This is a genomic window from Pseudomonas sp. WHRI 8519 (assembly GCF_040224055.2).
Taxonomy (GTDB): domain Bacteria; phylum Pseudomonadota; class Gammaproteobacteria; order Pseudomonadales; family Pseudomonadaceae; genus Aquipseudomonas; species Aquipseudomonas putida_X.
The window spans coordinates 2,115,430-2,141,055 of the sequence record NZ_CP167996.1 but is presented as its reverse complement, the minus strand read 5'-3'; the positions used below and the strand labels follow the sequence as shown (position 1 = coordinate 2,141,055).

The window sequence follows — 25,626 nt, the reverse complement described above, 5'->3', positions numbered from 1 at the left end:
GATGAAATCGTCACTCCCCGGCGTCCCGCTGTTTCAGCTGTATGGCGAAAACCAGGCATGGCCAGGCACGGACCTGCTGCATTGCGAGTCGATCCCGGCCCGCAGCCGCCTGCACCATTGGGAAATCAAACCGCACCAGCACGCCGAGCTGTTTCAGTTGCTGTATGTGCAACGTGGCCAGGCGCAGGTAGAGATCGAGGGCGTGCGCAGTGCCATTGGCGAAGCGGCAATCCAGGTGGTACCACCGCTGACCGTGCACGGGTTTCGCTTCAGTGCCGATATCCAGGGGCATGTGCTGACCTTCGGCACCGCGCTGGTAGCAAACCTCGAGCAGCGCCTGGGTGCACCGCTGGGGGTGCTGGCCAAGCCTGCCTGTTACCCACTGGGCAAGGATCGCGTGCGCCTGCGCAGCCTGATCGACACACTGCAGCAGGAGTACCAGGGGCATGCCCCGGCACGCGCGCCCCTGCTCGAAGCCCTGGTGACCGCGCTGATGGTGTGGATCAGCCGTCGCCAGCAATTGGGCCAGGCGCCCCGCAACCGAGACGAACGTGACCGTCAGTTGCTGGGGCAATATCTGCGCCTGGTCGAAGCGCACTACCGTGAGCACCTTTCGGTGGAGGACTTCGCCGCGCGGTTGAAGATCCCGAGCCTGCAGCTCAACCAACTGTGCCGGGCCTTGAGCGGGCAGACCGCACTGCAACTGGTGCACCAGCGGCTGCTGCTGGAGGCACAGCGCAACCTGATCTACACGCGGATGAGCATCGGGCAGTTGTCGGACAGCCTCGGGTTCAGTGACCCGACCTACTTTGCGCGGTTCTTCAAGCGCTTGAGTGGGCAGACACCCAATGGTTACCGTCGCTCGGTCCAGCCCGATTGACTGCAAATGCCTTTACTGGAAGGCCAAGAGCGACGCATGCGCAACAGCCTGCTTGACGTTTACGTCAACCTGCATTCAGGATACCGTCATACTCCACGCCGAGCCCACGCATGAGCACCCAGACCTACAGCATCTCCGACCTGTCCCGCGAGCTGGACATCACTACCCGCGCCATCCGCTTCTATGAGGAACAGGGCCTGCTCAGCCCGGAGCGCCGTGGCCTGGAGCGCATCTATTCGGCACGCGACAAAGTCAGCCTGAAGCTGATCCTGCGTGGCAAGCGTATCGGTTTTTCGCTGGCCGAATGCCGTGAACTGATCGAGCTCTACGACCCCAGCAGCGGCAACCTCAAGCAACTCAACAGCATGCTGGCCAAGATCACCGAGCGCCGCGCCCAGCTTGAACAACAGATGCTGGATATTCACCAGATGCAACTGGAGCTGGACACTGCCCAGGAACGTTGCGAACAGGCCCTGGCCGCAACCCTGAACAATAACGATAACCGTTGACCCGCCACAGGAACCCCACCATGCCTTTGCCCGAAAAAGTCCGCCTGGTCGAAGTCGGCCCCCGCGACGGCCTGCAGAACGAAGCCCAGCCCATCAGCGTTGCTGACAAGGTGCGCCTGGTCGACGATCTTACCGACGCCGGGCTGGCCTACATTGAGGTCGGCAGTTTCGTCTCGCCCAAGTGGGTGCCGCAGATGGCCGGCTCCGCCGATGTGTTCGCCGCTATCAAGCAACGCGAGGGGGTTACCTATGCGGCGCTGGCGCCCAACTTGCGGGGTTTCGAGGACGCCCTGGCGGCCGGGGTGAAGGAAGTGGCGGTGTTCGCCGCTGCCTCCGAGGCGTTTTCCCAGCGCAACATCAATTGCTCGATCAGCGAAAGCCTCAAACGTTTCGAGCCGATCATGCTGGCAGCGCGCAGCCACGGTGTGCGGGTGCGCGGTTACGTTTCCTGCGTGCTCGGCTGCCCGTATGAAGGCAAAGTCAGTGCCGAACAGGTCGCCCCCGTGGCCAAGGCCCTGCATGAGATGGGCTGCTACGAAGTGTCCCTGGGTGACACCCTCGGCACTGGCACCGCAGGTGATACCCGCAAACTGTTCGAAGTCGTCTCGGCGCACGTGCCGCGTGAGCAACTGGCCGGCCACTTCCACGATACCTACGGCCAGGCCCTGGCCAACGTGTATGCCAGCCTGCTCGAAGGTATCAGTGTGTTCGACAGCTCGGTGGCGGGCCTTGGGGGTTGCCCCTATGCCAAAGGTGCCACGGGCAATATCGCCAGCGAGGACGTGGTTTACCTGCTAGAGGGGCTGGGGATTGAAACCGGCATTGACCTGGACCGCTTGATCGCGGCGGGGCAGCGGATCAGCGAGGTGCTGGGCCGGGCCAACGGCTCACGTGTGGCGCGAGCACGCAGCGCACAGTGATTCACACGGTCGTCACAAATGTGTGGGTGAGTGTTACCGCCCCCACAGGCCTCAGCAAAAAATCGGGTAACAGGGAAACAATTCGACAGAATTTCACGCCACCCGAATTGGTCGATTCAGCTCAAGCCATTGATTTACAACAGTTTTCAAAAGTTGGCACGGCGCCTGCTATATCTTTCGTACAACAACAACAAAAAATGCGACACCCAATAAAAACAACATGTACCGGCTCTGACATAACAAGAACAACACGGCAGAGGCGCAGCAAGCAGATTTTTTTGGAGTAGACACGCTTTTCAGGGGTTTGCCCCGCGGTCTGGCACAGAACAATAAAACTACCTCAAGGTAGCGGCAGCCAGCATCGGATCCTTAGGATGAAAGCAGGTCAGCGCTCAAAAAAATACGTTTGCTCTTGACCCCGGTTGGGGGTCACTCGCAGCACCAAGGCAAGCCTACAAAAACAATAAAAGGTCGGCCTTCAATAATAAGAAAAGAGCAGGCAACAACGCTTTGAGGGGAGCTTCGGCTCCCCTCAGTGCTTCCTGACATCCTCCTCCTCCTCCTCCTGCTTCTTCTCGTCGTGCCCCTCGACCTTTTCCACCATCATCGGCATCGTGGCCAGCACCAGCAGCGAAAGCACTGTGCTGATCAGCGCCGTCGCTTCACGCCCCATGCCTGCAGCGGTACCGATGGCGGCCGTCATCCACAGGCCAGCGGCCGTGGTCAGGCCTTTGACGTGGCTGGTGTCGCGACCATTACCTTTGAGGATGGTGCCCGCACCGAGAAAACCGATACCGGCGACGATACCCTGGATCACCCGGCTCAAGGCCTGCTCGTCGGCCCCGGCCATGCTTGGCGCCAGCACGAATAACGCGGCGCCCATCGACACCAGCATATGGGTACGCACGCCAGCGGACTTGCCTTTGTGCTCACGCTCGAAGCCCAGAATGGCCCCCAGAATGGCGGCCATCAACAGGCGCAGGATGATGCGGGTGACTTCACGCACTTGCGTGATATCGGCGAATTCGGCTTGTATCGTCTGCCAGACAACGTCCATGGAAAATTTCTCGCGGTCAAACTGGTGGCCGGCCCTGGCGCCGTTTCGCGGCTGAATCCGCGCTCACAGCGCAGTGCTTCTGAGCCGCGTACGGCAGGGCTCCTTGAGGGTGGACCGCCGTCGCCCCCACAAAGTGCCCCGCCCGGCGGGTGGATGCAGCAACCGGTGAGTGCCTGCGGTCACAGCTGTAACTGCAACCCGGAGGACCAGCCCATGCCCGTCGAAATCGAAGAAAGCACCCGCCGCTGCACCCTCATAGGCGAAGACCTGCGCATCGAAGGTGATGGCCCGGACATTGAGATCATCACCGATGAACAGTTGCGCATGTCCGTGGCGCTGTTGGCAGGCCAGCGCGTGCCGATCACCGAAGCCGAAGCCGACGCGCTGACCGTAGCCGGCGCCGTGGACAGCCGAAAGCATTTGAAGGCGAGCGTTCCTGGCTCGGTAATCTAGAGCGGCTGAAGCACTGACCAGCAACTGATCCGGTTTTTGGTGCATGGCCTGAGCCTGTACTGAAAACCGCTTCGGGCCCATAGTGGGGGTGACTTGCCTGTTCACCCTGCTGCCGAGCCTTCATGAAACGCTACGAACGATTCGCCGATGACATTGCCGAACTGATCCGCTCTGGCGTGCTCGGCCCCGGTCAGCGCGTGCCATCGGTGCGCTACGCCAGCCAGACACACGGCGTCAGCCCGTCGACCGTGTTCCAGGCCTACTACCTGCTCGAACGCCGCGGGCTGATCCGCGCACGGCCGCGTTCAGGCTATTTCGTCACTGCCCATGCACCGCGTCACTTCTGCGAGCCACAGCCACTGGAGCCGCTGAGCGAATCGACTGACGTGGATGTCAGCGCCCTGGTGTTCTCGATACTCGAATCGATCAAGGACCCGAACACCGTGCCGTTCGGCTCAGCGTTCCCCAGCCCGGAACTGTTCCCGCTGCAGCGCCTGTCGCGCTCGCTGGCCAGCGCCAGCCGGGCCATGGACCCACGCATGGTGGTCACCGACCTGTCACCGGGCAACCCGCAACTGCGCCGGCAGATCGCCCTGCGCTACATGGTTGGCGGGATGATGTTGCCCATGGAGGAGTTGCTGATCACCAACGGCGCGCTGGAAGCACTGAACCTGTGCCTGCAGGCGGTCACCGAGCCGGGCGACCTGGTGGCGGTCGAGGCACCGGCCTTCTACGCCTGCCTACAGGTGCTGGAACGGCTCAAACTCAAGGCGGTGGAAATACCCGTGCAGCCACGCGAGGGCATGGACCTGGCCGCCCTCGCCCAGACCTTGGAAAAGCACCCGGTCAAAGCCGTGTGGTGCATGACCAACTTCCAGAACCCAGTGGGCGCGAGCATGCCCGAGGCGAAGAAACAGGCATTGGTAACATTGCTGCAGCGCCATCAGGTGCCGCTGATCGAGGACGATGTCTACGCCGAGCTGTATTACTCGCAACAGGCGCCCAAGCCTGCCAAGGCCTTCGACACTCAAGGCCTGGTCATGCACTGCGGCTCATTCGCCAAGAGCCTGGCGCCCGGTTACCGGATCGGCTGGGTAGCCGCAGGGCGCTTTGCCCAGAAGATCGAACGGCTCAAGCTGATGACCTCACTGTGCGCCTCGATGCCGGCCCAGGCGGCCATTGCCGACTACCTGGAACACGGTGGGTATGATCGCCACTTGCGCAAACTGCGCTATGCCCTGGAAGGCCAGCAAGCCAACATGCTCGCCGCCATCTCGCGCTATTTTCCGGCGCAGACGCGAGTCAGCCAGCCTTCTGGCGGCTACTTTCTGTGGCTGGAACTGCCCGAACGGATAGACGCGCTGAAGCTGTTCCACATGGCCCTGGCCCAAGGCATCAGCATCGCGCCGGGGCCTATATTTTCGCCCACCCGCCGCTTTGGCAACTGCATCCGCCTGAACTACGGCACCCCGTGGAGCGACACCGCCGAGCGAGCCATGGCAACCCTAGGCCGCATCATCCGCTCGTTCTGACAGCAAAATGGGCATTCGGGCGCAATCTGGCAAAATTCCGAGTAGGCGTAGCACAGCCGCAGCGTTAAAGTCTTAGCCACGCACTGCTGCCGGACGCTGCCATGCCTGTGAACGAGATGCTTGCCCTGCGCGAAGAAATCGCCACCTTGCGCCAACGTATCACACAGCTGGAAGCCGAACTGCAGCAGCATTCGCCGCTAGGCCTGGATGTTTACCGCTTTATGTTCAATACCATGGACGAAGGCTTCTGCATCATCGAATTCATTGACGGCCCCCATGGCCCGCTGAGTGATTTCGTGCACGTGCTCGTCAACCCCGCCTATACCAAGCACGCAGGCATCGCGGACGCGACCGGCCAGAAAATGCGCGACATATTGCCTGATGAAGCCGACGCGTGGGTTGCCCGTTACGGTCCCGTGCTGCACACCGGTGCCCCCCAGCAATTCGAACAGGAACTACGAGCCAGCGGCCGCGTTCTGTCAGTGAGCTCTTTTCGTATCGAGCCGCCGGAGCGCCGGCAGGTTGCGGTGCTGTTCAAGGATGTGACCGAGCGATGCAATACCGAGCAGGCCCTTGCGCAGCTCAATGCTCGCCTGGAGCAACGGGCAAGCGAAGCCATGGCACAGCGCAGCCTGTTCGCAGAGCTTATCGACCAGAGCGCAGCCAACGTGCACGTGCTCGACAACGGCATGCACTGGCTGGCCGTCAATCGCAAGGCCAGGGAGGACTTTCGGTTGCTGTATGGCCATACACCGGTAGTCGGCGCCTACATGCCGTCGCTGATGGGTGACAATGCCGCAGATCGCGAGACGATCCTGCCCTTATGGCGACGGGCACTGCAGGGCGAGCAGTTCACCGAGATCGGTGCATTCGGCCAGCAACCAGACCAGCGCCATTATGAACTGCGCTTCAATGCCCTGCGTGACGCTGCTGGGGCCCCGGTGGGCGCTTACCTGTTCGCCTACGACATCAGCGACCGCGTGCAGGCGCAACAACGCCTTGCCAACGCAGAGCAGGCCTTGCGCCAGGCGCAAAAGATGGAGGCCGTCGGGCAACTCAGCGGCGGCATCGCACATGACTTCAACAATTTGCTCGGCAGCATCCTCAATACCCAGGAACTGATCCAGCTGCGCCTGCAGCAACAGCGCTATACCGAGCTGGAAAATTTACTCGACATGTCCAACAGCACGGCCAAACGCGCCTCATCCCTGGTGCAACGGCTGCTGGCATTCTCGCGCCAACAAACCCTGCAACCACGCGCCACGGAGGTGGCAGAGCTGCTGGGCGGCATGCAGGAGCTGCTACGCCGAACGATCGGCCCCTCCATTTCCCTGCACAGCCGGTTCGCTCCTGAACTATGGCCCACCTTCATCGACCCGCCACAGTTGGAAAGCGCCCTGCTCAACTTGTGCATCAATGCACGTGACGCGCTGCCTGACGGGGGTGTCATCAGCATCCATGGTGACAACGTGGCGCTGGACAATGATCAGGCACGCCCTTTGGGGTTGCCCAGCGGCGACTACGTGCGCCTTAGCGTTGTCGACAACGGCTGCGGGATGAGCGAGGAAGTGATTGCACGTGCCTTCGACCCTTTTTTCTCCACCAAACCCATCGGCAAGGGCAGCGGCCTGGGGCTGTCGATGACCTATGGTTTCGTGCGCCAGTCCGGTGGGCAGTCACGCGTGCTTTCGCAACCCGGCATGGGTACACGTGTTGAATTGTACCTGCCGCGCCATCACCAACAGCCCACGGCGCAGCCCCAGGCGCCCAAGGCCAGCGCTCTGGATCAACACCGTGCCAACGGGCAGCGCATCGTGCTGGTGGAAGACCAGCTAGCCCTGCGCGTGGTGATCAGCGAGGTCCTGCAAGAGCAGGGTTACCGGGTCAGCGCCTTCGAGAATGGGCGGGGCGCCTTGGCACACTTGGAACACAGCGAACGGCCGGACCTGCTGATAAGCGACATCGGCCTGCCCGACGGCCCCAACGGTCGCCATGTGGCGGAGCACTACCGGCGGCAGCACCCCGACCTCAAAGTGTTGTTCATTACCGGCTATGACAACAGTGCGGCGCTGGGAGGCGGCCCGCTACTCCAAGGCGCTCATGTGCTGGGCAAGCCGTTCGAGCTGGACGTGCTGGCCGAGTGCGTGCAGCAACTGCTGAGCGGTGGCGATTAGCGCCCGCCGCCAAGGTCGAGAAAGCTGCCAGTGGAATAGGACGCCTTGTCCGACAGCAACCAGAGAATGGCCTCGGCCACTTCTGCCGGGCGACCGCCACGCCCCATGGGCAAGCCAGGTTCCAGCTTGGCGACACGGTCGGGGTCGCCGGACAGGGCGTGGAAGTCAGTATGAATGTAGCCTGGGCGCACGCCATTGACCCGCACACCCTCACCTGCCACTTCCTTGGCCAAGCCAAGGGTGAAGGTGTCGAGGGCGCCTTTGGACGCGGCGTAGTCCACATACTCGTTGGGTGAGCCCAGGCGTGCAGCCCTTGATGACACATTGACGATGGCCCCACCTTGGCCACCGTGGCGGCGGGCCATGCGCAGCAAGGCGTGCTTGGCACAAAGCATCGGCCCGACGACATTGGTTTTCATCACCTTGAGCAGGCGGAACTCCGACATGTCTTCCACGCGGCTCTGCTGGCCGATGGTGCCCGCGTTGTTCACCAGTGCGGTGACGGGGCCGAGCGCTTCATCGACGCGGTGGAACAGCTGGATCACCTCGTCCTCGACACTGGCGTCTGCACGCACACAAATGGCCTGGGCGCCGAGTGCGCGGACCTGGGCAAGAATGGCGTGCGCGGCCTGGTCATCGGCGTGGTAGTTGATGCAGATGCGGTAACCCTCACGGGCAGCCTGCAGCGCGGTGGCGGCGCCGATGCCACGGCTGGCGCCGGTGATGACAATGACTTTCTCCATGGGCCTGCCAAATCACGTGGGAACATAGGTTCGACAATAGGGGAAAAGCCAGCCTCTTGGAATGACCCAGCACAACAGCTCAGGCAATTTCGCCCCGCGCTCAGGGCTCGAACCCTTCGACGATGATCACCTCAGCCTTGGCCACGCCGTGACGATGGCTGCACGCTTGTTGGTACAGCTCGGATCGATAGCAGGCCAGCGCCTGTTCGTAGGTCTGGAACTCGATCACCACGGTCCGCTGGGGCGTCGACCGCCCTTCCATCGCCTCGCTGCGCCCGCCCCGGGCCAGGAACCGCCCGCCGAATGCGGCAAAGGCGGCGGGCGCCCGTTGGGTGTACTGCTGATACTGCTCGGGGTCGGTCACGTCCACGTGGGCAATCCAATACGCTTTCATCCGCTACTCTCCTGATGCAAAACTATTTGTGTATGATGGTATACCATAATAATCACCCATTCACAGTGAGCGTTCAGCATGGCTTTCAACACGATCGAAGCACTCCTCGAGGACTACCGCCAAGGCAAGATGGTGCTGCTGGTGGACGACGAGGATCGGGAGAACGAGGGCGACCTGCTGATCGCCGCCGAGCGCTGTGACGCGCAGGCCATCAATTTCATGGCCCGCGAAGCGCGGGGCCTGATCTGCCTGACCTTGACCGACGAGCATTGTCAGCGCTTGGGGCTGGAGCAGATGGTACCGGCCAACGGCAGCGCGTTCAGCACCGCCTTCACCGTATCCATCGAGGCGGCCACGGGGGTGACCACTGGCATTTCTGCGGCTGACAGGGCGCGCACCGTGGCCGCAGCCATGGCCGCCGATGCCCGCCCGGCGGATCTGGTGCAGCCCGGCCACATCTTCCCACTGCGTGCCCGCGAAGGCGGTGTGCTGAACCGCGCCGGCCATACCGAAGCGGGTTGCGACCTGGCACGCCTGGCCGGTTTTGCCCCGGCTTCGGTGATCGTCGAGGTGCTCAACGATGACGGCACCATGGCTCGCCGACCGGACCTGGAAGTGTTCGCCGCCCGGCACGGCATCAAGATCGGCACCATCGCCGACCTGATCCATTACCGCCTGAGCACCGAGCAGACCATAAAGCGCATCGGTGAGCGCGAGTTGCCGACCGTGCACGGCACCTTCCGCCTGGTGACCTACGAAGACCGTATCGAAGGCGGTGTGCACATGGCCATGGTGATGGGCGATATCCGCCGCGAGCAGCCGACGTTGGTGCGCGTGCACGTCATCGACCCGTTGCGCGACCTGGTCGGTGCCGAGTATGCCGGACCGGCGAACTGGACCTTGTGGGCTGCGCTGCAGAAGGTCGCGGAGGAAGGTGCCGGAGTGGTGGTGATCCTGGCCAACCACGAATCATCCCAGGCGCTACTCGAACGCATCCCGCAACTGACTCAGCCGCTGCGTCCGTACCAGCGGGGCCAGTCGAAGGTGTACTCAGAAGTCGGCACTGGCGCGCAGATTCTCCAGGACCTGGGCGTCGGCAAGCTCTGCCACCTGGGCCCCCCGCTCAAATACGCGGGCCTGGCGGGCTATGAGCTGGAAGTGGTCCAGAGCATCCCCTTCCAAGCCCAGAGCTGAAAGCTCCAAGCTGAAAGCTGCAAGCTGCAAGCTGCAAGCTGCAAGCTGCAAGCTGCAAGCAAAAGCAAAAGCAAAAGCAGATCTTCGGCACGACGCGATCCGCTTCTACTTGCAGCTTGCAGCTTGAAGCTTGGAGCTCAAAGAAGAGTGATGGCCGGTAGCCTCCCCCTCTTGCCAAAATCTTGGAATACCATAATATGATATCCCGTAGACCTTGGAATCGCAGGCCGCTACCTACACTTACCCAACGGCCACCGACACTTTGTTTTAGCTGCTCCCCGAATACTGTTGGCGGGCGCACTACCAGCCCCGCCTCGAATAACAAAAAGCAACGAGGGCGTAACCATGCTGTTGAGCAAACGTGTAACCGCAGTGCTGTCCGCCAGCCTGCTGACCCTGGCATGTCAGGCGACCCAGGCCGCTGACAGCCTCAACTTCGTCAGCTGGGGCGGTACCACCCAGGACGCCCAGAAAGAAGCATGGGCCGTACCTTTCAGCAAATCGACCAACATCAAAGTGGTACAGGACGGCCCGACCGACTACGGCAAGCTCAAAGCCATGGTCGAGAGCGGCAACGTGCAGTGGGACGTGGTCGACGTGGAAGCCGACTTCGCCCTGCGTGCCGCCAGTGAGGGCCTGCTCGAACCCCTCGATTTCAACACCATCGCGCGCGACAAGATCGACCCACGCTTCGTCTCCGACCATGGCGTCGGTTCGTTCTTCTTCTCGTTCGTGCTCGGCTACAACGAAGGCAAGCTCGGCGCCAACAAACCGGTGGACTGGACCGCGCTGTTCGACACCAAGACCTACCCCGGCAAACGCGCCCTGTACAAGTGGCCGAGCCCCGGCGTACTGGAACTGGCCCTGCTGGCTGACGGCGTGCCGGCTGACAAGCTCTACCCGCTGGACCTGGACCGCGCCTTCAAGAAGCTCGACACCATCAAGAAAGACATCGTCTGGTGGGGCGGTGGTGCCCAGTCGCAGCAATTGCTGGCCTCCGGTGAAGCCTCGCTTGGCCAGTTCTGGAACGGCCGCGTCTACGCCCTGCAGCAAGATGGAGCGCCAGTGGGCGTGAGCTGGAAGCAGAACCTGGTCATGGCCGATTTCCTGGTCATCCCCAAGGGCGCCAAGAACAAGGACGCGGCCATGAAGTTCCTGGCCCAGGCCAGCAGCGCCGAAGGCCAGGCCGATTTCGCCAACAAGACCGCCTACGCGCCGGTGAACCTGGACAGCGTGGCCAAGCTCGACAAAGACCTCGCGCAGAACCTGCCAACCGCCTACGCCCAGGACCAGGTAACCCTGGACTTCGCCTACTGGGCCAAGAACGGCCAGGCCATCGCCGCGCGCTGGAATGAGTGGTTGGTGAAATGAAAGTCGCCATCAACGCCCTGCAAAACGCGCAAGGTGCCCCCACGGGCGCTGGCGCCCCCGGGACGGCCCCGCGCCGCATGAGCCTCGGCCAGCGCTGGAAAGGCAGCCGCAACCTGTTGCCTGCCCTGCTGTTCCTTGGCCTGTTCTTCTTCGCCCCGCTGATCGGCCTGTTGCTGCGTGGGGTGCTGGAGCCCGTGCCGGGGCTGGGCAACTACGAGCAGCTGTTCGCCAACTCGGCGTATGCGCGGGTCTTGTTCAACACCTTTTCGGTTGCCGGCGTCGTCACCCTGATCAGCGTGTTGCTGGGCTTCCCGCTGGCCTGGGCAATTACCCTGGTGCCCAACGGCTGGGGCCGCTGGTTGCTGAACATCGTGCTGTTGTCGATGTGGACCAGCCTGTTGGCGCGCACTTACTCGTGGCTGGTGCTGCTGCAGGGTTCGGGGGTGATCAACAAGGCGTTGATGGCGCTGGGCATCATCGATGCCCCGCTGGAAATGGTGCACAACCTGACCGGCGTGGTGATCGGCATGAGCTACATCATGATCCCGTTCATCGTGCTGCCACTGCAGGCGACCATGCACGCCATCGACCCGATGGTGCTGCAGGCTGGCTCCATCTGCGGCGCAAGCCCCTGGACCAACTTCTGGAAGGTGTTCCTGCCGCTGTGCCGCTCGGGGCTGTTCTCCGGTGCGCTGATGGTGTTCGTCATGTCGCTGGGCTACTACGTCACCCCAGCCCTGCTGGGTGGCGCGCAGAACATGATGCTGCCCGAATTCATCATCCAGCAGGTGCAATCGTTCCTCAATTGGGGCCTGGCCAGCGCCGCCGCCGCACTGCTGGTGGTCATCACCCTGGTGCTCTTCTACCTGTACCTGAAGCTGCAACCGGAGTCCCCGGTCGGCAACGCGAGGTAAACCGCCATGCTTCTGTCTCCCAATGCCATGGGGCGCCCGCTGCGCACGGGCTTGTACCTGACCACCGGCGTGATTGCGGCCTTCCTGCTGCTGCCGGTCGTTTTCATCATCCTCCTGTCGTTCGGCTCCTCGCAATGGCTGGTATTCCCGCCACCAGGCTGGACCTTCAAATGGTATGCCCAGTTCTTCGCCAACCCTGAGTGGATGGACGCCGCCCTGGCCAGCTTCAAGGTCGCCGTGCTGACCACCATCGCCGCCGTGCTGCTGGGCCTGCCTACCGCATTCGCCCTGGTGCGCGGCCGCTTCCCTGGCCGCGAAATGCTCTACGGGCTGTTCACCATGCCGATGATCGTGCCGCTGGTGATCATTGCCGTGGCGGTGTATGCACTGTTTCTGAAGCTCGGCTACACCGGCACGCTGTTCGCCTTCGTGGTCAGCCATGTGATCGTCGCCCTGCCCTTCACCATCATTTCGATCATCAACTCGCTCAAGCTGTTCGACCAATCGATCGAGGACGCCGCGGTGATCTGCGGCGCCTCGCGCCTGCAGGCGATCTTCAAGGTGACCTTCCCGGCCATTCGCCCCGGGATGATCGCCGGCGGGCTGTTCGCTTTCCTGGTCTCGTGGGACGAGGTGGTACTGAGCGTGATGATGGCCAGCCCCGACCTGCAAACCTTGCCCGTCAAGATGTGGACCACCCTGCGCCAGGACCTGAGCCCGGTGATCGCCGTCGCCTCGACGCTGCTGATCGGCCTGTCGCTGTTGGTCATGGTCATTGCCGCCGCCTTGCGCCGGCGCACCGAAACGAACGCCTGAGCGCCCGGAGAAAACAACAATGAGTGCAGTGATCAAAGACAACGCGCACAACAAGACCCTGGTCAGCCTGCGCGGCCTGAACAAGCATTACGGTGACTTCACCGCAGTGGATAATCTGGACCTGGAAATCCAGGACGGCGAGTTCCTCACCTTCCTCGGCTCCAGCGGCTCGGGCAAGTCCACCACGCTGTCGATGCTGGCCGGGTTCGAGACGCCCAGCAGCGGCGAGATTCTGGTCGAGGGGCAGTCGCTGGTGAATGTGCCACCACACAAGCGCGACATCGGCATGGTGTTCCAGCGCTACTCGCTGTTCCCGCACCTGAATGTGCGTGACAACATCGCTTTCCCCTTGGCCATCCGCAAGCTCAGCGCTGCCGAAACCAAGAAGCGGGTCGATGCCATGCTCAAGCTGGTGCAACTGGAGGCGTTCGCCCATCGCAAGCCTTCGCAGATGTCGGGCGGCCAGCAACAGCGGGTGGCGATTGCCCGCGCCTTGGTATACGAACCTCGTATCCTGCTGATGGACGAGCCCCTTGGCGCACTGGACAAGAAACTGCGCGAAGACCTGCAGGATGAGCTGCGCCAGCTGCATCGCAGGCTGGGCATCACCATCGTCTACGTCACCCACGACCAGGAAGAAGCCATGCGTCTGTCCCAGCGCATCGCCATCTTCAGCCACGGCAAGATCGTCGGCCTGGGCACCGGTTATGACCTCTACCAGAATCCACCCAACGCCTTTGTCGCGTCGTTCCTGGGCAATTCCAACTTCCTGCGCATCACGGCCACCAGCAACGGCGCTGGCAGCTTCGAAGGCCAGCCGGTGGCGATCCGCCTGACGCCTGGCCTGGCGGCGGGGCAAGATGCATTGATCATGGTACGCCCGGAAAAGGCCCTGGCACTCACCGCCGAGCAAGCGGCACGCCAACCGTTGCCAGCGGGCTGGAACGAAGTGATTGCCAAGGTCGGCGAAGTGCTGTTCCTCGGCGAAAGCCAGACCTGCCATGTGATGACCCCAGGCGGTACCGAACTGACCGTGAAAGCTCTCTCGGCTGCGGGGATGTCCATGCAGCCTGGCGATACCGTGAAGGTCCGCTGGGCGGTTGCAGATGCCTGCATCTACACCCAATGGGCGCAAAGCGACCTGAGCAAGTCGGCCGGCGCGCACTGAGGACAGCGGTAGATGGATGATTGACGCGCATCGTGACCAATCCTCGCATGCGCGTTACAGGTGCCAGGCGCTGACCCGCAGCGTCTTTAGCGGAGCTGTAATAGCCCCAGCGCGCTCGACGGGAGCAGCGAGCATCTGGGGCCGCTGTGCGGCCCATCGCCGGCAAGCCCGGCTCCCACCTGGATTGCGCCGGCTTTTGGAAATTGGGCAAGACCGTTGCTTGCACAGGTAAGCGCAGGCTTGAAGAACTGCGCGGTCGCGGTGGGAGCCGCTTACCGGCGATGAGGGCTGCACAGCCACCGCAAAAAAGCACTACCTTGCGCAGGTAAAAATGTTAGAAAATAACATTTCATTTGACATACAACCTGCCTGCGACACCTCCATGACAAGCTCCGCCGCCACCCCAACCCTGCTCACCCAGCGCCTGCAGAGCATCGATGCCCTGCGCGGTCTGGTGATCCTGTTCATGCTGCTCGACCACGTTCGCGAAACCTTCTTCCTGCACCACCAGGTCAGCGACCCGATGAGCATCGACACCACCGACCCGTCGCTGTTCTTCAGCCGCACCCTGGCCCACCTGTGCGCCCCGGTGTTCGTACTGCTGACCGGCCTGTCGGCCTGGCTGTACGGCGAGAAGTATCAGGGCCGCAGCGATGTCTCGGCGTTCCTGTTCAAGCGCGGCCTGTTCCTGGTGGTGCTGGAGTTCACCCTGGTGAACTTCGCCTGGACCTTCCAGTTGCCCCCCAGCGTCATCTACCTGCAGGTGATCTGGGCCATCGGGGTAAGCATGATCGCCCTGTCGCTGCTGGTGTGGCTGCCGCGCCCGGCGCTGATTGTGCTGGGCGCAGTGATCATTGCCGGCCACAACCTGCTCGACGGCCTGCACTTTGCCACCGAGTCGGCGCTGCATGTGCCGTGGGCGATCCTGCATGACCGTGGCTGGCTGGAACTCTCTGACAGCCTGCGCCTGCGTACCTCCTACCCGGTACTGCCGTGGATCGGCGTGATTGCCTTGGGCTATGGCCTGGGCCCATGGTTCGCCCGTGGCAGCGATGCCGGCCAGCGTCAGTACCGCCTGCTGCTGGCAGGGGTCATCGCCCTGCTCGGCTTCATGGTGCTGCGCATGCTCAATGGCTACGGCGAGGCGCCGTGGAGCGGCTACCCGACGCTTACCCAGACCGTGATGAGTTTCTTCAACATCACCAAATACCCGCCCTCGTTGCTGTTCCTGGCGCTGACCCTGGGCTGCGGCCTGCTGCTGCTGCGCGCCTTTGAACGTGCAGGGCAAACACGCTGGATCGGTGCCCTGGCGGTGTTCGGCGCGGCGCCGATGTTCTTCTACCTGCTGCACCTGTACGTGCTGAAACTGCTGTACCTGGCCAGCGTCGCCCTGTTCGGCCGCAATCACGGCGATTACTTCGGGCTCGACGGCATGGGCGCTGTGTGGCTGGGCGCTGTACTGCTGGCCGTGGCGCTGTACCTGCCGGTGCACTGGTTTGCCAGGCTCAAGGCGCGCCGCCGCGACATCACCTGGCTCAAGTACTTCTGATTCAGCGTTTTCACCGGCTGCCTGATGGTCTACCATGCGGGCCGCCGGTTTCCACCACGGAAACAATAGGGAATCCCAAGCCGCCCAGGCGCGCCAACCGGAACTGCCCCCGCAACTGTAGGTGCCGAGCCCGCTCCATCGATGTCACTGGATCCGCTGATCCGGGAAGGCCGGAGCCGGGTGATGACGCACCAGTCAGGAGACCTGCCGGCTTACATCTACCAACCGGCGGGGTGTCCGGGATTGGCCATCAGAGTTGCCCCTGTCGCATGAGGGGCTCGGCGATGCCTGTCCGCGCGTTCCTTCCGTGAACTGTCCGATAGGAGATCGCCCCGCATGCTGTCCCGTTTCGCCACCCTGCTTGTCGGCCTGAGCCTCACGGGCGCGGCACAGGCCGCCGCCACGCACTATCCGCTGACCGTGGACAACTGCGGCATGCCGCAAACCTTCGCCCACGCCCCCGCACGCGCTGTGACCATCGGCCAAGCCGGCACCGAAATCCTCTACGCGCTGGGGTTGGGCGACAAGCTGGCCGGCACATCGCTGTGGTTCAACAACGTCTTGCCCGAGTACAAGGCGCTGAATGACAAGGTGCCACGCCTGGCCGACAACGACCCAAGCTTCGAAGCGGTGGTGGGCAAGCGCCCCGAACTTGTGGCCGTACAGTTCGAATGGATGGTTGGCGCCCAAGGCGTGGTCGCGACCCGTGAGCAGTTCAACGAACTGAAGATTCCCACCTACCTGCTGCCCTCGGACTGCGAAGGCAAGGACAACCTGGTGGGGGCCGATGGCACGCGACTGCAGGCGTTTCAGGTCCAGAGCATCTACAAGAGCGTCAGCCAGCTGGCAGAAATCTTCGACGTCCAGGACCGTGGCGCGGCACTGAACAGCGACCTCCAGGCACGCCTGAACGGCGCCAGGCAACAACTGGCCGGCAAAGACCTGAGCCAGACCTCTGCGCTGTTCTGGTTCTCCAGCGCCGACCTCGACATCGACCCCTACGTCGCGGGCCGCCAGGGCGTGGCAGACTTCATGCTGCGCACCCTGGGTGTGCGCAACGTGGTCGAGTCCACCGAAGAATGGCCCACGGTGGGTTGGGAAACCCTCGCCAAGGCCAACCCGACGTGGCTGATCATCGCCCGCATGGATCGCCGCCGCTTTCCGGCCGACGACTACCAGAAGAAGCTCGACTTCCTGCACAGCGACCCGGTAACCAAGCACATGGATGCCGTGAAAAACAACCGCATCATCATCCTCGACGCCGATGCCATGCAGGCCGGTATCCGCCTGTTCCGGGGCCTGCAGACCCTGTCGGCAGCCTTCGCCAGCGGTAAAGCGGCGCCGTGATGAAGCGTCTGTTGCCCTGCTCTGCACTGGCCCTGATTGCCCTGCTCGGCGCACTGCTCGCCGGCACTGCCATCGGCGAGACCAGCGTGTCACCCAGCGTGGTGTACCAGGTATTGGCCAACCAGCTGTGGCAGGCCGGTTACCCGGTCGACCCGATCGACGCCGGTATCGTCTGGAACTACCGCCTGACGCGCACGCTGGTCGCCGCCGCCTGCGGCGCAGGGCTGGCGACCTGTGGGGTGATCCTGCAGGCACTGCTGCGCAACCCGCTGGCCGAACCCTACCTGCTGGGCCTGTCAGCCGGGGCATCGACCGGCGCCGTGCTGGTGGGCCTGCTGGGCCTGGGCAGCATTGCCCTGAGCATGTCCGGCGGCGCCTTCGTCGGCGCCGTCGCGGCCTTCGCGCTGGTCCTGGTGCTGGCCCGCGCAGCTGGCCCGAGCAGCAACAACGCCCAAGTGATCCTGGCAGGGATTGCCGGCTCGCAACTGTTCAACGCCCTGACGGCGTTTCTGATCACCAAATCAGCCACCGCCGAGCAGGCTCGCGGCATCCTGTTCTGGCTGCTGGGCAACCTCAGTGGCGTGCGCTGGCCATCGGTATGGCTGGCCATGCCGGTGGCACTGTTCGGGCTGGTGGTGTGCCTGTGGCACCGGCGCACACTGGACGCCTTCACCTTCGGCGCTGATTCGGCGGCGTCGATGGGCATCGCTGTGCGGCGCAGCCAATTGCTGCTGATCAGCTGCGCGGCGCTGGTGACGGCGGTGATGGTGTCCATCGTCGGCGCCATCGGTTTTGTCGGGCTGGTCATCCCGCATGCCCTGCGCCTGTTGCTCGGCCCAGGCCACAGCCGCCTGCTGCCGGCCAGCGCCTTGGGCGGTGCGCTGTTCCTGATCGCCGCAGACATGCTTTCGCGCACGCTGATCCCGGGCCAGGTGATCCCGGTAGGGGTGGTCACCGCGCTGATCGGCGCACCGGTGTTTGCGCTGATCCTGGTCAGCCGCAGGGGGCGCGCATGACGGCCATGACACCGCCGAAAGTCGCTCCGCTCGCCTGCCAAGGCTTGGGTTTGCAACTGGCGGGCAACCCCGTGCTACGCGACATCAACCTGACGGTCGTCGCCGGTGAAACCCTTGGCATCGTCGGCCCGAATGGCTCCGGTAAATCATCCCTGCTCAAACTGCTGGCCGGGCTGCGCACGCCGCATAGCGGCGGCGTGCAATTGCTCGGCGAGCCGCTTGCACGCCTGCCGCGTCGGCGCATCGCCCAGGCCTTGGCGCTGGTCGAGCAACAGGCCGACACCCTCGACGCCATCAGCGTGTTCGACGCCGTGGCGCTAGGGCGTACCCCATGGTTGTCCGCCCTGGCGCCGTTTTCCCAGGAGGATCGTACGATCGTCGAGCAGGCCCTGGCCGACCTCGATGCCTCGCACCTGCGTAGCCGTATCTGGGGTTCGCTGTCCGGTGGCGAACGCCAGCGGGTACACATTGCCCGTGCCCTGGCCCAGCGCCCGCAGGTGCTGCTGCTCGACGAGCCGACCAACCACCTCGACATCCAGCATCAGCTGAGCCTGCTGCAACAGGTACAGGCGTTACCGGTAACCACCCTGGTGGCCCTGCACGACCTGAACCAGGCACTGACCTGCGACCGCGTGGCGGTGCTCGAACACGGCCGCCTGGTCGCCCTCGGCGATCCGCTTGAGGTGCTGTCCCCCGAGCGTTTGCTGGGCACCTTCGGCGTACACGCCCGCTACCTCACCGACCCCTTCGACGGCGCGCGCATCCTGCGCTTTCGCGCCCCCTGAACCAGGAAGCTCCGGCATGCTGTTGCGCACTACCGTCCTGCTGCTCGCCAGCGCTGTGCTACCTCTCGCCGCGCTGGCCGATGTGCACGAAGTGAAGATGCTCAACCGCGGGGCGGCAGGCTCGATGATCTACGAGCCCGACCACCTGCGTATCGCTCCGGGTGATACGGTACGTTTCGTGCCGACCCAGAGCGGCCACAACGCAGCCAGCCTGCCCGGGTTGCTACCGGAGGGCGCCGTGGCCTTCAAGAGCAAGCTGAACCAGCCCTTCGAGCAGACCTTCACGGTGCCAGGGGTGTACGGCATCCAGTGCATCCCGCACCTGGCGATGGGCATGGTGATGCTGATTCAGGTAGGCGATGCCCGCTTGACCGAATTGCCAGCGGCGTTGCCTGCCCGGGCACGCACGCGCCTGGCAGCTCAACTGCAGCAGTTGGAGGCCGGCCAATGACCGGTTCCTAAAGCGCCTGCCACTGCTCCATGTGCGTAGTCAGCCACACCGGGTCATCCTCTACGTCGACCACCACAAAGCCCTGGCGCTCCCAGAACCGGATCGCACCCGGCAGAAACGGATGGGTGTGCAGGTACAGGCAGTCGACACCTGCCTCGACGGCGTGCTCACGCAAGGCCTGGAACAACGCCGCGGCCAAGCCGTTGCGCCGGTAGCCGGGCAGCACGAACAGGCGCACGATTTCAACGACGCGTTTGCCGTGATAATCGAGCTGATGAAAGCGATGGTCGTAGGGCTGGTAGCCGATGGTTGCGATCAAGGTGCCGTTATCCCGGGCTTCCAGAAAATGCCCGTCGCCATCGAGGTAGGTCGCCTCGAAATCGGCCAGGTCTTTGGGCAGAGGTGAATGGGCGAGCATGGGGAAGAGCTCCCGGCGGGCCTTGTCGACGAAGGCTACGACTTCATCGATGGCGTCACGGCCGGGTGTTTGGAAAGTCCAGTCGGGCATGGGATTGAAGCGATGGCCTGAAAAAAGGTTCCCTACCCTACCGCATCGGACGGCCCAATGCATGGCCGGCCCGATCTCGCTATAATCCTCGCCCTAGAACGCGCCCAAGGCCAGCCCATGCCCCGCCTCTGCAAGTTGTTGCTGCCGCTGTTGTTTGCCGCTGCCCTCACCGCCTGCGACCAGAAACCGACCCGCGAAGAGCAGATCGTGGCCATGCTGCCGCTGCAGGAAGCCTACGAGCACAACATAGACCGCATGGCGTCGCTGCTCACCCGCACTCACCCGCAACTCGACGAAGAGACAATCCGCAGCGTGCTGCGCAAGCACCTCACGGTCGAGGACCAGCGCCAGGACCTGTTCAAGCTCTACAGCGAAAAGAACTTCAGCGACGCCGAGTTCGCCACCATCGTCCAGGTCACCCGCGACCCCGCCAAGGCCCAGGCCCTGGAGCAGACCGAGGACGGCCAGCGGCTGAGCGCCAAGCTTACCCGGCTGATGCGCGAGACCGCACGCGACGAGAAGGCCCAGGCGCTGGCACAGAAGCGCTTGCAGCAGGTGGAGGACGAGCTGAATGGGTTGTAACCGCGCAGTACTGTAGGCGCTGCGACCCTCTCACTGGGAGTGGCGCAGGTGCACAGCGAAGCTGACAGGCGTTCAATGGCGGCCACCCGTCGGTTGCACGGCACCTCCCACCCCGCCGGCCAGCCGAAGATTGGGTAATCACTCCACTGGAGATCACCATGAAACGGTTGACCCATCATGCGCTGCTGCTCGCCCTTTGCCTGGGCGCCGGCACATCCGCCGCCTTGGCGGCGACCGACATTAACGACAACGGTAACTCGCCCCCAGGCCCTGGCACGATGGCAGTCGACAAGGGAGGGGCGACGGGCGCGGGTGTGCCTGCCGATGCCACCGGTAGCGGAACGGGCAGCAACGACACCGACAACACTGGCGGAGATGGCACGACCAAAGGCGCGGAGAGCAGTGGATCCCAGGGCTCCGGTGGGGCTTCAGGCTCTGGCAGTGGTAGCGGCGGTAGTGGTAGCGGCAGCAGTGGAAGCGGGTCAGGGAGCGGCGGCTGAGCAGGTCCCGCGCAGGCCGGGTTTATCGTGACCAGATGTCACGGTCGTTGTCATAAAACTGTCGTGTATTGGTCATAGGATTGACCCCAACCTGACATTTCTCTCTTCATGGATGAGCGTCCAATGCGTCGTGTGGTTTTCAATCAGAAAGGTGGCGTGGGCAAATCAAGCATCGCCTGCAACCTTGCCGCCGCCAGTGCAGCCGAAGGTTACCGCACGTTGCTGGTGGACCTCGACGCACAGGCCAACGCCACCTACTACCTCACTGGCCTGGCCAACGACGCCATACCCGCCGGCATCGCCGATTTCTTTCGCCAGACGCTGTCGCCCGTCACCGCTGCGGGCAAGAAGCACCGCGTGGCAATCACCGAAACCCGTTACCGTAACCTGCACCTGGTGACCGCCAGCCCCGACCTCAGCGACTTGCAGAGCAAACTGCAGAGCAAGTTCAAGATCAACAAGCTGCGCAAGCTGCTGCTGGCGCTGAGCGAGGATTACGAACGGATCTATATCGACACCCCGCCTGCGCTCAACTTCTATACCCTCAGCGCCTTGGTGGCGGCTGAGCGCCTGTTGATCCCGTTCGACTGCGACAGCTTCTCGCGCCAGGCGCTGCACAGTGTCATGGCCCAGGTCGAGGAACTGCGCCTGGACCACAACCCCGCGCTGCACGTGGAAGGCGTGGTGGTCAACCAGTTCGCCGGCCGCACAGCACTGCATCAGACCTTGGTTGACCAACTGCGCAGCGAGGGCATGCCAGTGCTGCCGGTGTATCTGAGCAGCTCGATCAAGATGCGAGAGTCGCACCTGGCGTCGGTGCCGCTGGTACACCTGGCACCGCGGCACAAACTGGCGATGGAGTTCGTCGACCTGCTGGACGTGCTGGAGCGGGCGGCCTGAGCTGCAGCCGCCGAGGCAGTCTCAGGCCGATACCACCGAGCCGATGAAATTGGCCAGCTCGGCCGTTTGCGGTGCAGCGAACACTTCACGCGGGTTACCCACTTCATGCACCTTGCCATGGTGCATGAACACCAGCTTGTCGCCCACTTCGCGGGCAAAGCGCATCTCATGGGTGACCATGATCAAGGTCATGCCTTCGCTGGCCAGCTGGCGCACCACGCCCAACACTTCGTTGACCAGCTCGGGGTCGAGCGCCGAGGTGATTTCGTCGCACAGCAGCACCCTGGGCGACATGGCCAGCGCCCTCGCGATCGCCACCCGCTGTTGCTGGCCACCGGAAAGCCGGTCAGGGTAGGCATCGAACTTCTCCGCCAGGCCCACCCGCGCCAGCATCTGTTCAGCCAGTTGGCGCGCTTGAGCCCTGTTGGCCTTCTTCACCACCTGGGGCGCGAGCATCACGTTCTCGCCCACGCTCAGGTGCGGGAACAGGTTGAACTGCTGGAACACCATGCCCACCTTCTGCCGCAGGGAGCGCAGGTCGGCGCGGCCGGCATCGAGGTACTCGCCGTCCACTTCGATCACGCCATCACTGATCGACTCCAGGCCATTGAGGGTGCGCAACAAGGTACTTTTGCCCGAGCCGCTGCGGCCGATGATCGCGACCACCTCGCCCTCTTCGATGCTCAGGTCGACGCCCTTGAGCACATGGTTGTCGCCGTAGTATTTGTGCAGCGCGGACACTCTAAGCAGGGGCATGCAGCCTCCTTTCCAGATAACGGGCGCTCAGCGAGAGCGGGTAACAGAGGATGAAGTAACCCAGCGCAACCAGGCCATAGACCATGAACGGCTCGAAGGTGGCGTTGGCCAGCATGCCGCCGGTCTTGGTCAACTCGGTGAAACCGATGATCGAGGTGACGGCAGTGCCTTTGACCACCTGCACCGAAAAGCCCACGGTCGGCGCGACGGCGATGCGCAACGCCTGTGGCAGGATCACATGGCGCAGTTGCTCCATGCGGCTCATTGCCAGGCTACCGGACGCCTCCCACTGGCCGTTTGGAATGGACTCGACACAACCACGCCAGATCTCGGCAAGAAACGCACTGGTGAACAGGGTCAGGGCAATGGCTGCCGCCATCCAGGCAGACACATCCAGGCCGAACAAGGCAATGCCGAAAAACACCATGAACAGTTGCATCAGCAATGGTGTGCCTTGAAACAGCTCGATGTAACCGCGCGCCAGGCCACGCAGCCACGGCGATTGAGAAATGCGGGCGACCAGCACCAGCAGCCCGGCCAAGCCACCGCACAAGAACGCCACCAGCGACAGCAGCAAGGTCCATTGCAGGCCGATCAGCAGGTTGCGCAGGATGTCCCAGAAGGTGAAGTCCATTAGCGTCTCCCCATCAGCAGACGTTGCCCCAGCCACGCCAGCAATTGGCGCAGAGCGATGGCCATGACCAGGTAGAGCACGGTGGTCAGCAGGTAGGTTTCGAATGCGCGGAAGTTGCGCGACTGGATGAAGTTGGCGGCGAACGACAGCTCCTCGGTGGCGATTTGCGAGCACACCGCCGAGCCGAGCATGACGATCACGATCTGGCTGGTCAGTGCCGGCCATACCTTGGCCAGGGCCGGCTGCAGCACCACATGCCGAAAGGCCTCGAAGCGGCTCATGGCCAAGGCCGCGGCAGCTTCCAGCTGGCCTTTGGGAATGGCCTGAATGCCCGCCCTGATGATCTCGGTGGAGTAGGCCCCCAGGTTGATCACCATGGCCAGCACCGCCGCCTGCCACTCGGTCAGGCGAATGCCCAGTGCCGGCAGGCCGAAGAAGATGAAGAACAGCTGGACGATGAAGGGTGTGTTGCGGATCAGCTCCACGTACAAGCCAAACAGCGTGTCGAAGGGGCGCACACGCCAGGCGCGTACACCCGCGCCGAGCACGCCGATGGCCACGCCCAGCAAGGTGCCGACCGCCGTAAGCTGCAGGGTGAACCAGGCGCCCTTGAGCAACAAGGGGGCCTGGGCCAGCACAGGGGCGAAGTCGAATTCATAGGCCATGGTGGCAGGCTCCGGGTACAGCTCAGAGGTCGGCCGGCAGCGGCTGCTTCAGCCATTTTTCGGCATTGCGGTTGAGGCTGCCGTCAGCCTTGGCGGCTTCGAGCGTGGCGTTCACTTTGTCCAGCAGCGCCGGCTCGTTCTTGGCCAGCCCCACATAGACAGGCGAGTCCTTGAGCTTGACCTTGACCACAGGCACCTTGGCCGGGTTCTTCTGGGCAATGGCAGCCATTACCACGCTGCCGCTGGCGATCAGTTCGACCTGGCCGGAGAGGTAGGCGGCGATGGTCGAGTTGTTGTCTTCAAAACGCTTGATCACCGCGCCCTTGGGCGCTACGGCGCTCAGTTCCATGTCCTCGATCGAGCCGCGGGTAACGCTGATGGTCTTGCCAGCGACAGCGTCGATACCGGCGATGTCCACCTCGGCCGGGCCGAATACCGCCAGGTAGAACGGCGCATAGGGCCGGGAGAAATCGATCACCGCCGCACGTTCCGGGTTCTTGCCGAGGCTGGAAATCACCAGGTCGACCTTGCCGGTGGTGAGGAACGGGATGCGGTTGGTGCTGTTTACCGGGGTCAGGGCCAGCTTCACACCCAGCTTGTCTGCCAGCAGTTGTGCCGTGTCGATGTCCAGGCCACGGGGTTTGAGGTCTGGCCCTACCGAGCCGAAGGGGGGGAAGTCCTGGGGCACTGCCACCTTGAGCACGCCACGGGCGCTGATGTCGGCCAGGGCATCAGCCTGGGCGGCTGGCAGCACGAGGGCGCTGCTACAGAACAGGCTGGCCAGGAACAAGGTGCGGAATGTCTTCATGGTGTGGCCTCGCAGATAACCAGGGAAAAGTGTGCTGGCTGGCCAGTGCACGGGCCATGCCAACAACCCTGCGGGCCCTGGTTCAACATGCTCAAGCCCTGAGCTGAACGGTCTTACTGGTCTGAACAGTTGCCTGACCGTGCGCCTGCCCTGCCGTCGTCACGCCCCGCTTTTGTGCAAGGCCGCATTCGCCTGCTTCAGGGCGGAGCAATGCTTGCAAGCGCCTGTCAATGGCCGTAAAAAGCCAAGGTCATCGCCCTCCGACCGGTCTGAACAGTATGCTCGACACCCTACCCCGCGCCGTCCCCGAACAGGCCCTGCAAGGCATCCGCAAATTGATCGAAGACGGCGGCTATCAGCCCGGCGATGCGCTGCCCTCGCAGCGCGACCTTGCCGAGCAGTTGGGGGTCAGCAGGGCCTCTCTGCGAGAAGCGCTGTCCTCGCTCAGCGCGCTGGGCTTGGTGAGCGTGCAGCCGGGTAAAGGTGTGTTCGTGCAAGCGCCAACGCCTTCGGCATTTGCCTGGCCTTATGCCGAACAGGTTTCGGCGAGCGACACCTTCCAACTGCGCTATGCCTTGGAGGGTTTTGCCGCTGGGCAGGCGGCGCTGGCGCTCACCGCTGACGATATCGATCGCCTGGAGCTGAACGTGGAGGCGATGCGTCAGGAGTTGCGCGCGGGCCGCTTCGAAGCCGCCGCACGGCTGGATTTCGCCTTCCACCAACAGTTGCTGCAAGCCTGCGGTAACCACGCCATGCTGCAGGTGATCACCGCCAGCCAGGAGATCTTCCTGGAAAGCCAGAAGCTGCCCTTCATCCGTCCGGAACGGGCGATGGAAACCTGGCAGGAACATCGCAAGATCCTGCGCGCCCTGGCCCGCCGCTCACAGGCGGCGGCGCAAAAAGCGATGCAGGAGCATATTCGCAACGCGGCTTCGCGCACCGGGGTGGTGTTCTCGGTTTAACCCCCGCTGACTGCCGAGGCTTGGCCACCCAAGGGTCT

Annotated in this window: 28 protein-coding genes and 1 riboswitch; of the genes, 20 read left to right on the top strand and 8 right to left on the bottom strand. The window is 63.3% G+C overall.

Annotated features, from left to right (window positions below; translation table 11 throughout):
* Position 1: 1 nt before the first annotated feature.
* From ABRP30_RS09705 to ABRP30_RS09695, 3 genes are all read left to right on the top strand, one after another.
* Positions 2–880: a helix-turn-helix domain-containing protein gene (locus tag ABRP30_RS09705; protein ID WP_349974454.1), complete on the top strand. Its 879-nt coding sequence runs from the start codon at positions 2–4 to the stop codon at positions 878–880.
* Positions 881–990: 110 nt separating this feature from the next.
* Positions 991–1,389 carry a MerR family DNA-binding transcriptional regulator gene (locus tag ABRP30_RS09700; protein ID WP_012313840.1) on the top strand — a complete coding sequence of 133 codons (399 nt, stop codon included), beginning with the start codon at positions 991–993 and terminating at the stop codon, positions 1,387–1,389.
* Between the two features lie 20 nt (positions 1,390–1,409).
* The gene (locus tag ABRP30_RS09695; protein ID WP_267822762.1) at positions 1,410–2,309 is read left to right on the top strand and encodes a hydroxymethylglutaryl-CoA lyase; all 900 of its coding nucleotides are present in this window, start codon (positions 1,410–1,412) and stop codon (positions 2,307–2,309) included.
* 532 nt (positions 2,310–2,841) lie between these two features.
* Here ABRP30_RS09695 and ABRP30_RS09690 read toward each other — a convergent pair.
* A complete protein-coding gene (locus ABRP30_RS09690; RefSeq protein ID WP_349974455.1) occupies positions 2,842–3,366 on the bottom strand; it encodes an MgtC/SapB family protein in 525 nt (174 codons plus the stop codon).
* A 213-nt stretch (positions 3,367–3,579) separates the two neighbouring features.
* Here ABRP30_RS09690 and ABRP30_RS09685 point away from each other — a divergent pair, with 213 nt between their 5' ends.
* From ABRP30_RS09685 to ABRP30_RS09675, 3 genes are all read left to right on the top strand, one after another.
* Positions 3,580–3,819, top strand: a complete 240-nt coding sequence (locus ABRP30_RS09685) for a DUF3203 family protein (protein WP_241806502.1) — start codon at positions 3,580–3,582, stop codon at positions 3,817–3,819.
* Positions 3,820–3,941: 122 nt separating this feature from the next.
* On the top strand, positions 3,942–5,351 hold the full coding sequence (gene mapR / locus ABRP30_RS09680) for a GntR family transcriptional regulator MpaR (RefSeq protein WP_349974456.1): 1,410 nt from the start codon (positions 3,942–3,944) through the stop codon (positions 5,349–5,351).
* Between the two features lie 101 nt (positions 5,352–5,452).
* Positions 5,453–7,525, top strand: a complete 2,073-nt coding sequence (locus ABRP30_RS09675) for a PAS domain-containing protein (protein WP_349974457.1) — start codon at positions 5,453–5,455, stop codon at positions 7,523–7,525.
* On the opposite strand, the gene ABRP30_RS09670 is transcribed toward ABRP30_RS09675, so the two are convergent.
* Positions 7,522–8,268, bottom strand: a complete 747-nt coding sequence (locus tag ABRP30_RS09670) for an SDR family oxidoreductase (RefSeq protein WP_267822754.1) — start codon at positions 8,266–8,268, stop codon at positions 7,522–7,524. The genes ABRP30_RS09675 and ABRP30_RS09670 overlap by 4 nt on opposite strands.
* A gap of 100 nt (positions 8,269–8,368) precedes the next feature.
* Positions 8,369–8,662: a DUF1330 domain-containing protein gene (locus ABRP30_RS09665; RefSeq protein ID WP_241806506.1), complete on the bottom strand. Its 294-nt coding sequence runs from the start codon at positions 8,660–8,662 to the stop codon at positions 8,369–8,371.
* A gap of 78 nt (positions 8,663–8,740) precedes the next feature.
* On the opposite strand from ABRP30_RS09665, the gene ribBA reads away from it, so the two are divergent.
* The 10 genes from ribBA (at position 8,741) to ABRP30_RS09615 (ending at position 19,273) form a co-directional block, all read left to right on the top strand.
* Positions 8,741–9,856, top strand: coding sequence for a bifunctional 3,4-dihydroxy-2-butanone-4-phosphate synthase/GTP cyclohydrolase II (ribBA, locus tag ABRP30_RS09660; RefSeq protein ID WP_349974458.1), 1,116 nt, complete (start codon positions 8,741–8,743; stop codon positions 9,854–9,856).
* Positions 9,857–10,201: 345 nt separating this feature from the next.
* Entirely contained in the window at positions 10,202–11,227 is a 1,026-nt protein-coding gene (locus tag ABRP30_RS09655; protein WP_267822750.1) for a polyamine ABC transporter substrate-binding protein, read from the top strand.
* Complete coding sequence (locus tag ABRP30_RS09650) at positions 11,224–12,141, top strand: ABC transporter permease (protein WP_267822748.1); 918 nt, start codon at positions 11,224–11,226, stop codon at positions 12,139–12,141. Before ABRP30_RS09655 ends, ABRP30_RS09650 begins: the two co-directional genes overlap by 4 nt.
* 6 nt (positions 12,142–12,147) lie before the next feature.
* Positions 12,148–12,957 (top strand): ABC transporter permease, encoded by an 810-nt coding sequence (locus ABRP30_RS09645; RefSeq protein WP_012313829.1) that lies wholly within the window; start codon positions 12,148–12,150, stop codon positions 12,955–12,957.
* A 19-nt stretch (positions 12,958–12,976) separates the two neighbouring features.
* Positions 12,977–14,125, top strand: coding sequence for an ABC transporter ATP-binding protein (locus ABRP30_RS09640; RefSeq protein WP_267822745.1), 1,149 nt, complete (start codon positions 12,977–12,979; stop codon positions 14,123–14,125).
* A 382-nt stretch (positions 14,126–14,507) separates the two neighbouring features.
* Positions 14,508–15,674 carry a DUF1624 domain-containing protein gene (locus ABRP30_RS09635; RefSeq protein ID WP_349974459.1) on the top strand — a complete coding sequence of 389 codons (1,167 nt, stop codon included), beginning with the start codon at positions 14,508–14,510 and terminating at the stop codon, positions 15,672–15,674.
* A gap of 28 nt (positions 15,675–15,702) precedes the next feature.
* Positions 15,703–15,901: riboswitch (cobalamin riboswitch) on the top strand.
* Positions 15,902–16,010: 109 nt separating this feature from the next.
* Positions 16,011–17,021 (top strand): ABC transporter substrate-binding protein, encoded by a 1,011-nt coding sequence (locus tag ABRP30_RS09630; RefSeq protein WP_349974460.1) that lies wholly within the window; start codon positions 16,011–16,013, stop codon positions 17,019–17,021.
* Positions 17,021–18,037 (top strand): iron ABC transporter permease, encoded by a 1,017-nt coding sequence (locus ABRP30_RS09625; RefSeq protein WP_349974461.1) that lies wholly within the window; start codon positions 17,021–17,023, stop codon positions 18,035–18,037. The genes ABRP30_RS09630 and ABRP30_RS09625 overlap by 1 nt, the downstream gene beginning before the upstream one ends.
* On the top strand, positions 18,034–18,822 hold the full coding sequence (locus tag ABRP30_RS09620; RefSeq protein WP_349974462.1) for an ABC transporter ATP-binding protein: 789 nt from the start codon (positions 18,034–18,036) through the stop codon (positions 18,820–18,822). Before ABRP30_RS09625 ends, ABRP30_RS09620 begins: the two co-directional genes overlap by 4 nt.
* Positions 18,823–18,838: 16 nt before the next feature.
* A complete protein-coding gene (locus ABRP30_RS09615; protein WP_241803383.1) occupies positions 18,839–19,273 on the top strand; it encodes a pseudoazurin in 435 nt (144 codons plus the stop codon).
* A 7-nt stretch (positions 19,274–19,280) separates the two neighbouring features.
* Here the strand turns inward: ABRP30_RS09615 and ABRP30_RS09610 are convergent, their stop codons facing one another.
* Entirely contained in the window at positions 19,281–19,781 is a 501-nt protein-coding gene (locus tag ABRP30_RS09610; protein WP_349974463.1) for a GNAT family N-acetyltransferase, read from the bottom strand.
* Positions 19,782–19,898: 117 nt separating this feature from the next.
* Here ABRP30_RS09610 and ABRP30_RS09605 point away from each other — a divergent pair, with 117 nt between their 5' ends.
* From ABRP30_RS09605 to ABRP30_RS09595, 3 genes are all read left to right on the top strand, one after another.
* Positions 19,899–20,363 (top strand): hypothetical protein, encoded by a 465-nt coding sequence (locus ABRP30_RS09605; protein ID WP_241803381.1) that lies wholly within the window; start codon positions 19,899–19,901, stop codon positions 20,361–20,363.
* Positions 20,364–20,521: 158 nt separating this feature from the next.
* A complete protein-coding gene (locus tag ABRP30_RS09600; protein WP_349974464.1) occupies positions 20,522–20,863 on the top strand; it encodes a hypothetical protein in 342 nt (113 codons plus the stop codon).
* A 123-nt stretch (positions 20,864–20,986) separates the two neighbouring features.
* A complete protein-coding gene (locus ABRP30_RS09595; RefSeq protein ID WP_267822727.1) occupies positions 20,987–21,763 on the top strand; it encodes a ParA family protein in 777 nt (258 codons plus the stop codon).
* A 21-nt stretch (positions 21,764–21,784) separates the two neighbouring features.
* Here the strand turns inward: ABRP30_RS09595 and ABRP30_RS09590 are convergent, their stop codons facing one another.
* The 4 genes from ABRP30_RS09590 to ABRP30_RS09575 are packed head-to-tail and all read right to left on the bottom strand — an operon-like array spanning position 21,785 to position 24,626.
* Entirely contained in the window at positions 21,785–22,519 is a 735-nt protein-coding gene (locus ABRP30_RS09590) for an amino acid ABC transporter ATP-binding protein (protein ID WP_267822725.1), read from the bottom strand.
* Positions 22,506–23,153 carry an amino acid ABC transporter permease gene (locus tag ABRP30_RS09585; protein ID WP_267822723.1) on the bottom strand — a complete coding sequence of 216 codons (648 nt, stop codon included), beginning with the start codon at positions 23,151–23,153 and terminating at the stop codon, positions 22,506–22,508. Before ABRP30_RS09585 ends, ABRP30_RS09590 begins: the two co-directional genes overlap by 14 nt.
* Positions 23,153–23,818, bottom strand: a complete 666-nt coding sequence (locus ABRP30_RS09580; protein ID WP_349974465.1) for an amino acid ABC transporter permease — start codon at positions 23,816–23,818, stop codon at positions 23,153–23,155. The genes ABRP30_RS09585 and ABRP30_RS09580 overlap by 1 nt, the downstream gene beginning before the upstream one ends.
* Before the next feature lie 22 nt (positions 23,819–23,840).
* Complete coding sequence (locus ABRP30_RS09575; protein WP_267823931.1) at positions 23,841–24,626, bottom strand: transporter substrate-binding domain-containing protein; 786 nt, start codon at positions 24,624–24,626, stop codon at positions 23,841–23,843.
* A gap of 278 nt (positions 24,627–24,904) precedes the next feature.
* On the opposite strand from ABRP30_RS09575, the gene ABRP30_RS09570 reads away from it, so the two are divergent.
* Positions 24,905–25,588, top strand: coding sequence for a FadR/GntR family transcriptional regulator (locus tag ABRP30_RS09570; protein ID WP_241803374.1), 684 nt, complete (start codon positions 24,905–24,907; stop codon positions 25,586–25,588).
* Positions 25,589–25,626: the final 38 nt, after the last annotated feature.

Coding starts and splice junctions, on each gene's coding strand:
- ABRP30_RS09610 (WP_349974463.1), bottom strand. CDS start 19,781: ATGCCCGACTGGACTTTCCAAACACCCGGCCGTGACGCCATCGATGAA.
- ABRP30_RS09580 (WP_349974465.1), bottom strand. CDS start 23,818: ATGGCCTATGAATTCGACTTCGCCCCTGTGCTGGCCCAGGCCCCCTTG.
- ABRP30_RS09625 (WP_349974461.1), top strand. CDS start 17,021: ATGAAGCGTCTGTTGCCCTGCTCTGCACTGGCCCTGATTGCCCTGCTC.
- ABRP30_RS09575 (WP_267823931.1), bottom strand. CDS start 24,626: ATGAAGACATTCCGCACCTTGTTCCTGGCCAGCCTGTTCTGTAGCAGC.
- ABRP30_RS09665 (WP_241806506.1), bottom strand. CDS start 8,662: ATGAAAGCGTATTGGATTGCCCACGTGGACGTGACCGACCCCGAGCAG.
- ABRP30_RS09705 (WP_349974454.1), top strand. CDS start 2: ATGAAATCGTCACTCCCCGGCGTCCCGCTGTTTCAGCTGTATGGCGAA.
- ribBA (WP_349974458.1), top strand. CDS start 8,741: ATGGCTTTCAACACGATCGAAGCACTCCTCGAGGACTACCGCCAAGGC.
- ABRP30_RS09675 (WP_349974457.1), top strand. CDS start 5,453: ATGCCTGTGAACGAGATGCTTGCCCTGCGCGAAGAAATCGCCACCTTG.
- ABRP30_RS09605 (WP_241803381.1), top strand. CDS start 19,899: ATGCCCCGCCTCTGCAAGTTGTTGCTGCCGCTGTTGTTTGCCGCTGCC.
- mapR (WP_349974456.1), top strand. CDS start 3,942: ATGAAACGCTACGAACGATTCGCCGATGACATTGCCGAACTGATCCGC.
- ABRP30_RS09600 (WP_349974464.1), top strand. CDS start 20,522: ATGAAACGGTTGACCCATCATGCGCTGCTGCTCGCCCTTTGCCTGGGC.
- ABRP30_RS09585 (WP_267822723.1), bottom strand. CDS start 23,153: ATGGACTTCACCTTCTGGGACATCCTGCGCAACCTGCTGATCGGCCTG.
- ABRP30_RS09635 (WP_349974459.1), top strand. CDS start 14,508: ATGACAAGCTCCGCCGCCACCCCAACCCTGCTCACCCAGCGCCTGCAG.
- ABRP30_RS09695 (WP_267822762.1), top strand. CDS start 1,410: ATGCCTTTGCCCGAAAAAGTCCGCCTGGTCGAAGTCGGCCCCCGCGAC.
- ABRP30_RS09670 (WP_267822754.1), bottom strand. CDS start 8,268: ATGGAGAAAGTCATTGTCATCACCGGCGCCAGCCGTGGCATCGGCGCC.
- ABRP30_RS09615 (WP_241803383.1), top strand. CDS start 18,839: ATGCTGTTGCGCACTACCGTCCTGCTGCTCGCCAGCGCTGTGCTACCT.
- ABRP30_RS09650 (WP_267822748.1), top strand. CDS start 11,224: ATGAAAGTCGCCATCAACGCCCTGCAAAACGCGCAAGGTGCCCCCACG.
- ABRP30_RS09595 (WP_267822727.1), top strand. CDS start 20,987: ATGCGTCGTGTGGTTTTCAATCAGAAAGGTGGCGTGGGCAAATCAAGC.
- ABRP30_RS09570 (WP_241803374.1), top strand. CDS start 24,905: ATGCTCGACACCCTACCCCGCGCCGTCCCCGAACAGGCCCTGCAAGGC.
- ABRP30_RS09645 (WP_012313829.1), top strand. CDS start 12,148: ATGCTTCTGTCTCCCAATGCCATGGGGCGCCCGCTGCGCACGGGCTTG.
- ABRP30_RS09700 (WP_012313840.1), top strand. CDS start 991: ATGAGCACCCAGACCTACAGCATCTCCGACCTGTCCCGCGAGCTGGAC.
- ABRP30_RS09590 (WP_267822725.1), bottom strand. CDS start 22,519: ATGCCCCTGCTTAGAGTGTCCGCGCTGCACAAATACTACGGCGACAAC.
- ABRP30_RS09685 (WP_241806502.1), top strand. CDS start 3,580: ATGCCCGTCGAAATCGAAGAAAGCACCCGCCGCTGCACCCTCATAGGC.
- ABRP30_RS09690 (WP_349974455.1), bottom strand. CDS start 3,366: ATGGACGTTGTCTGGCAGACGATACAAGCCGAATTCGCCGATATCACG.
- ABRP30_RS09655 (WP_267822750.1), top strand. CDS start 10,202: ATGCTGTTGAGCAAACGTGTAACCGCAGTGCTGTCCGCCAGCCTGCTG.
- ABRP30_RS09620 (WP_349974462.1), top strand. CDS start 18,034: ATGACGGCCATGACACCGCCGAAAGTCGCTCCGCTCGCCTGCCAAGGC.
- ABRP30_RS09640 (WP_267822745.1), top strand. CDS start 12,977: ATGAGTGCAGTGATCAAAGACAACGCGCACAACAAGACCCTGGTCAGC.
- ABRP30_RS09630 (WP_349974460.1), top strand. CDS start 16,011: ATGCTGTCCCGTTTCGCCACCCTGCTTGTCGGCCTGAGCCTCACGGGC.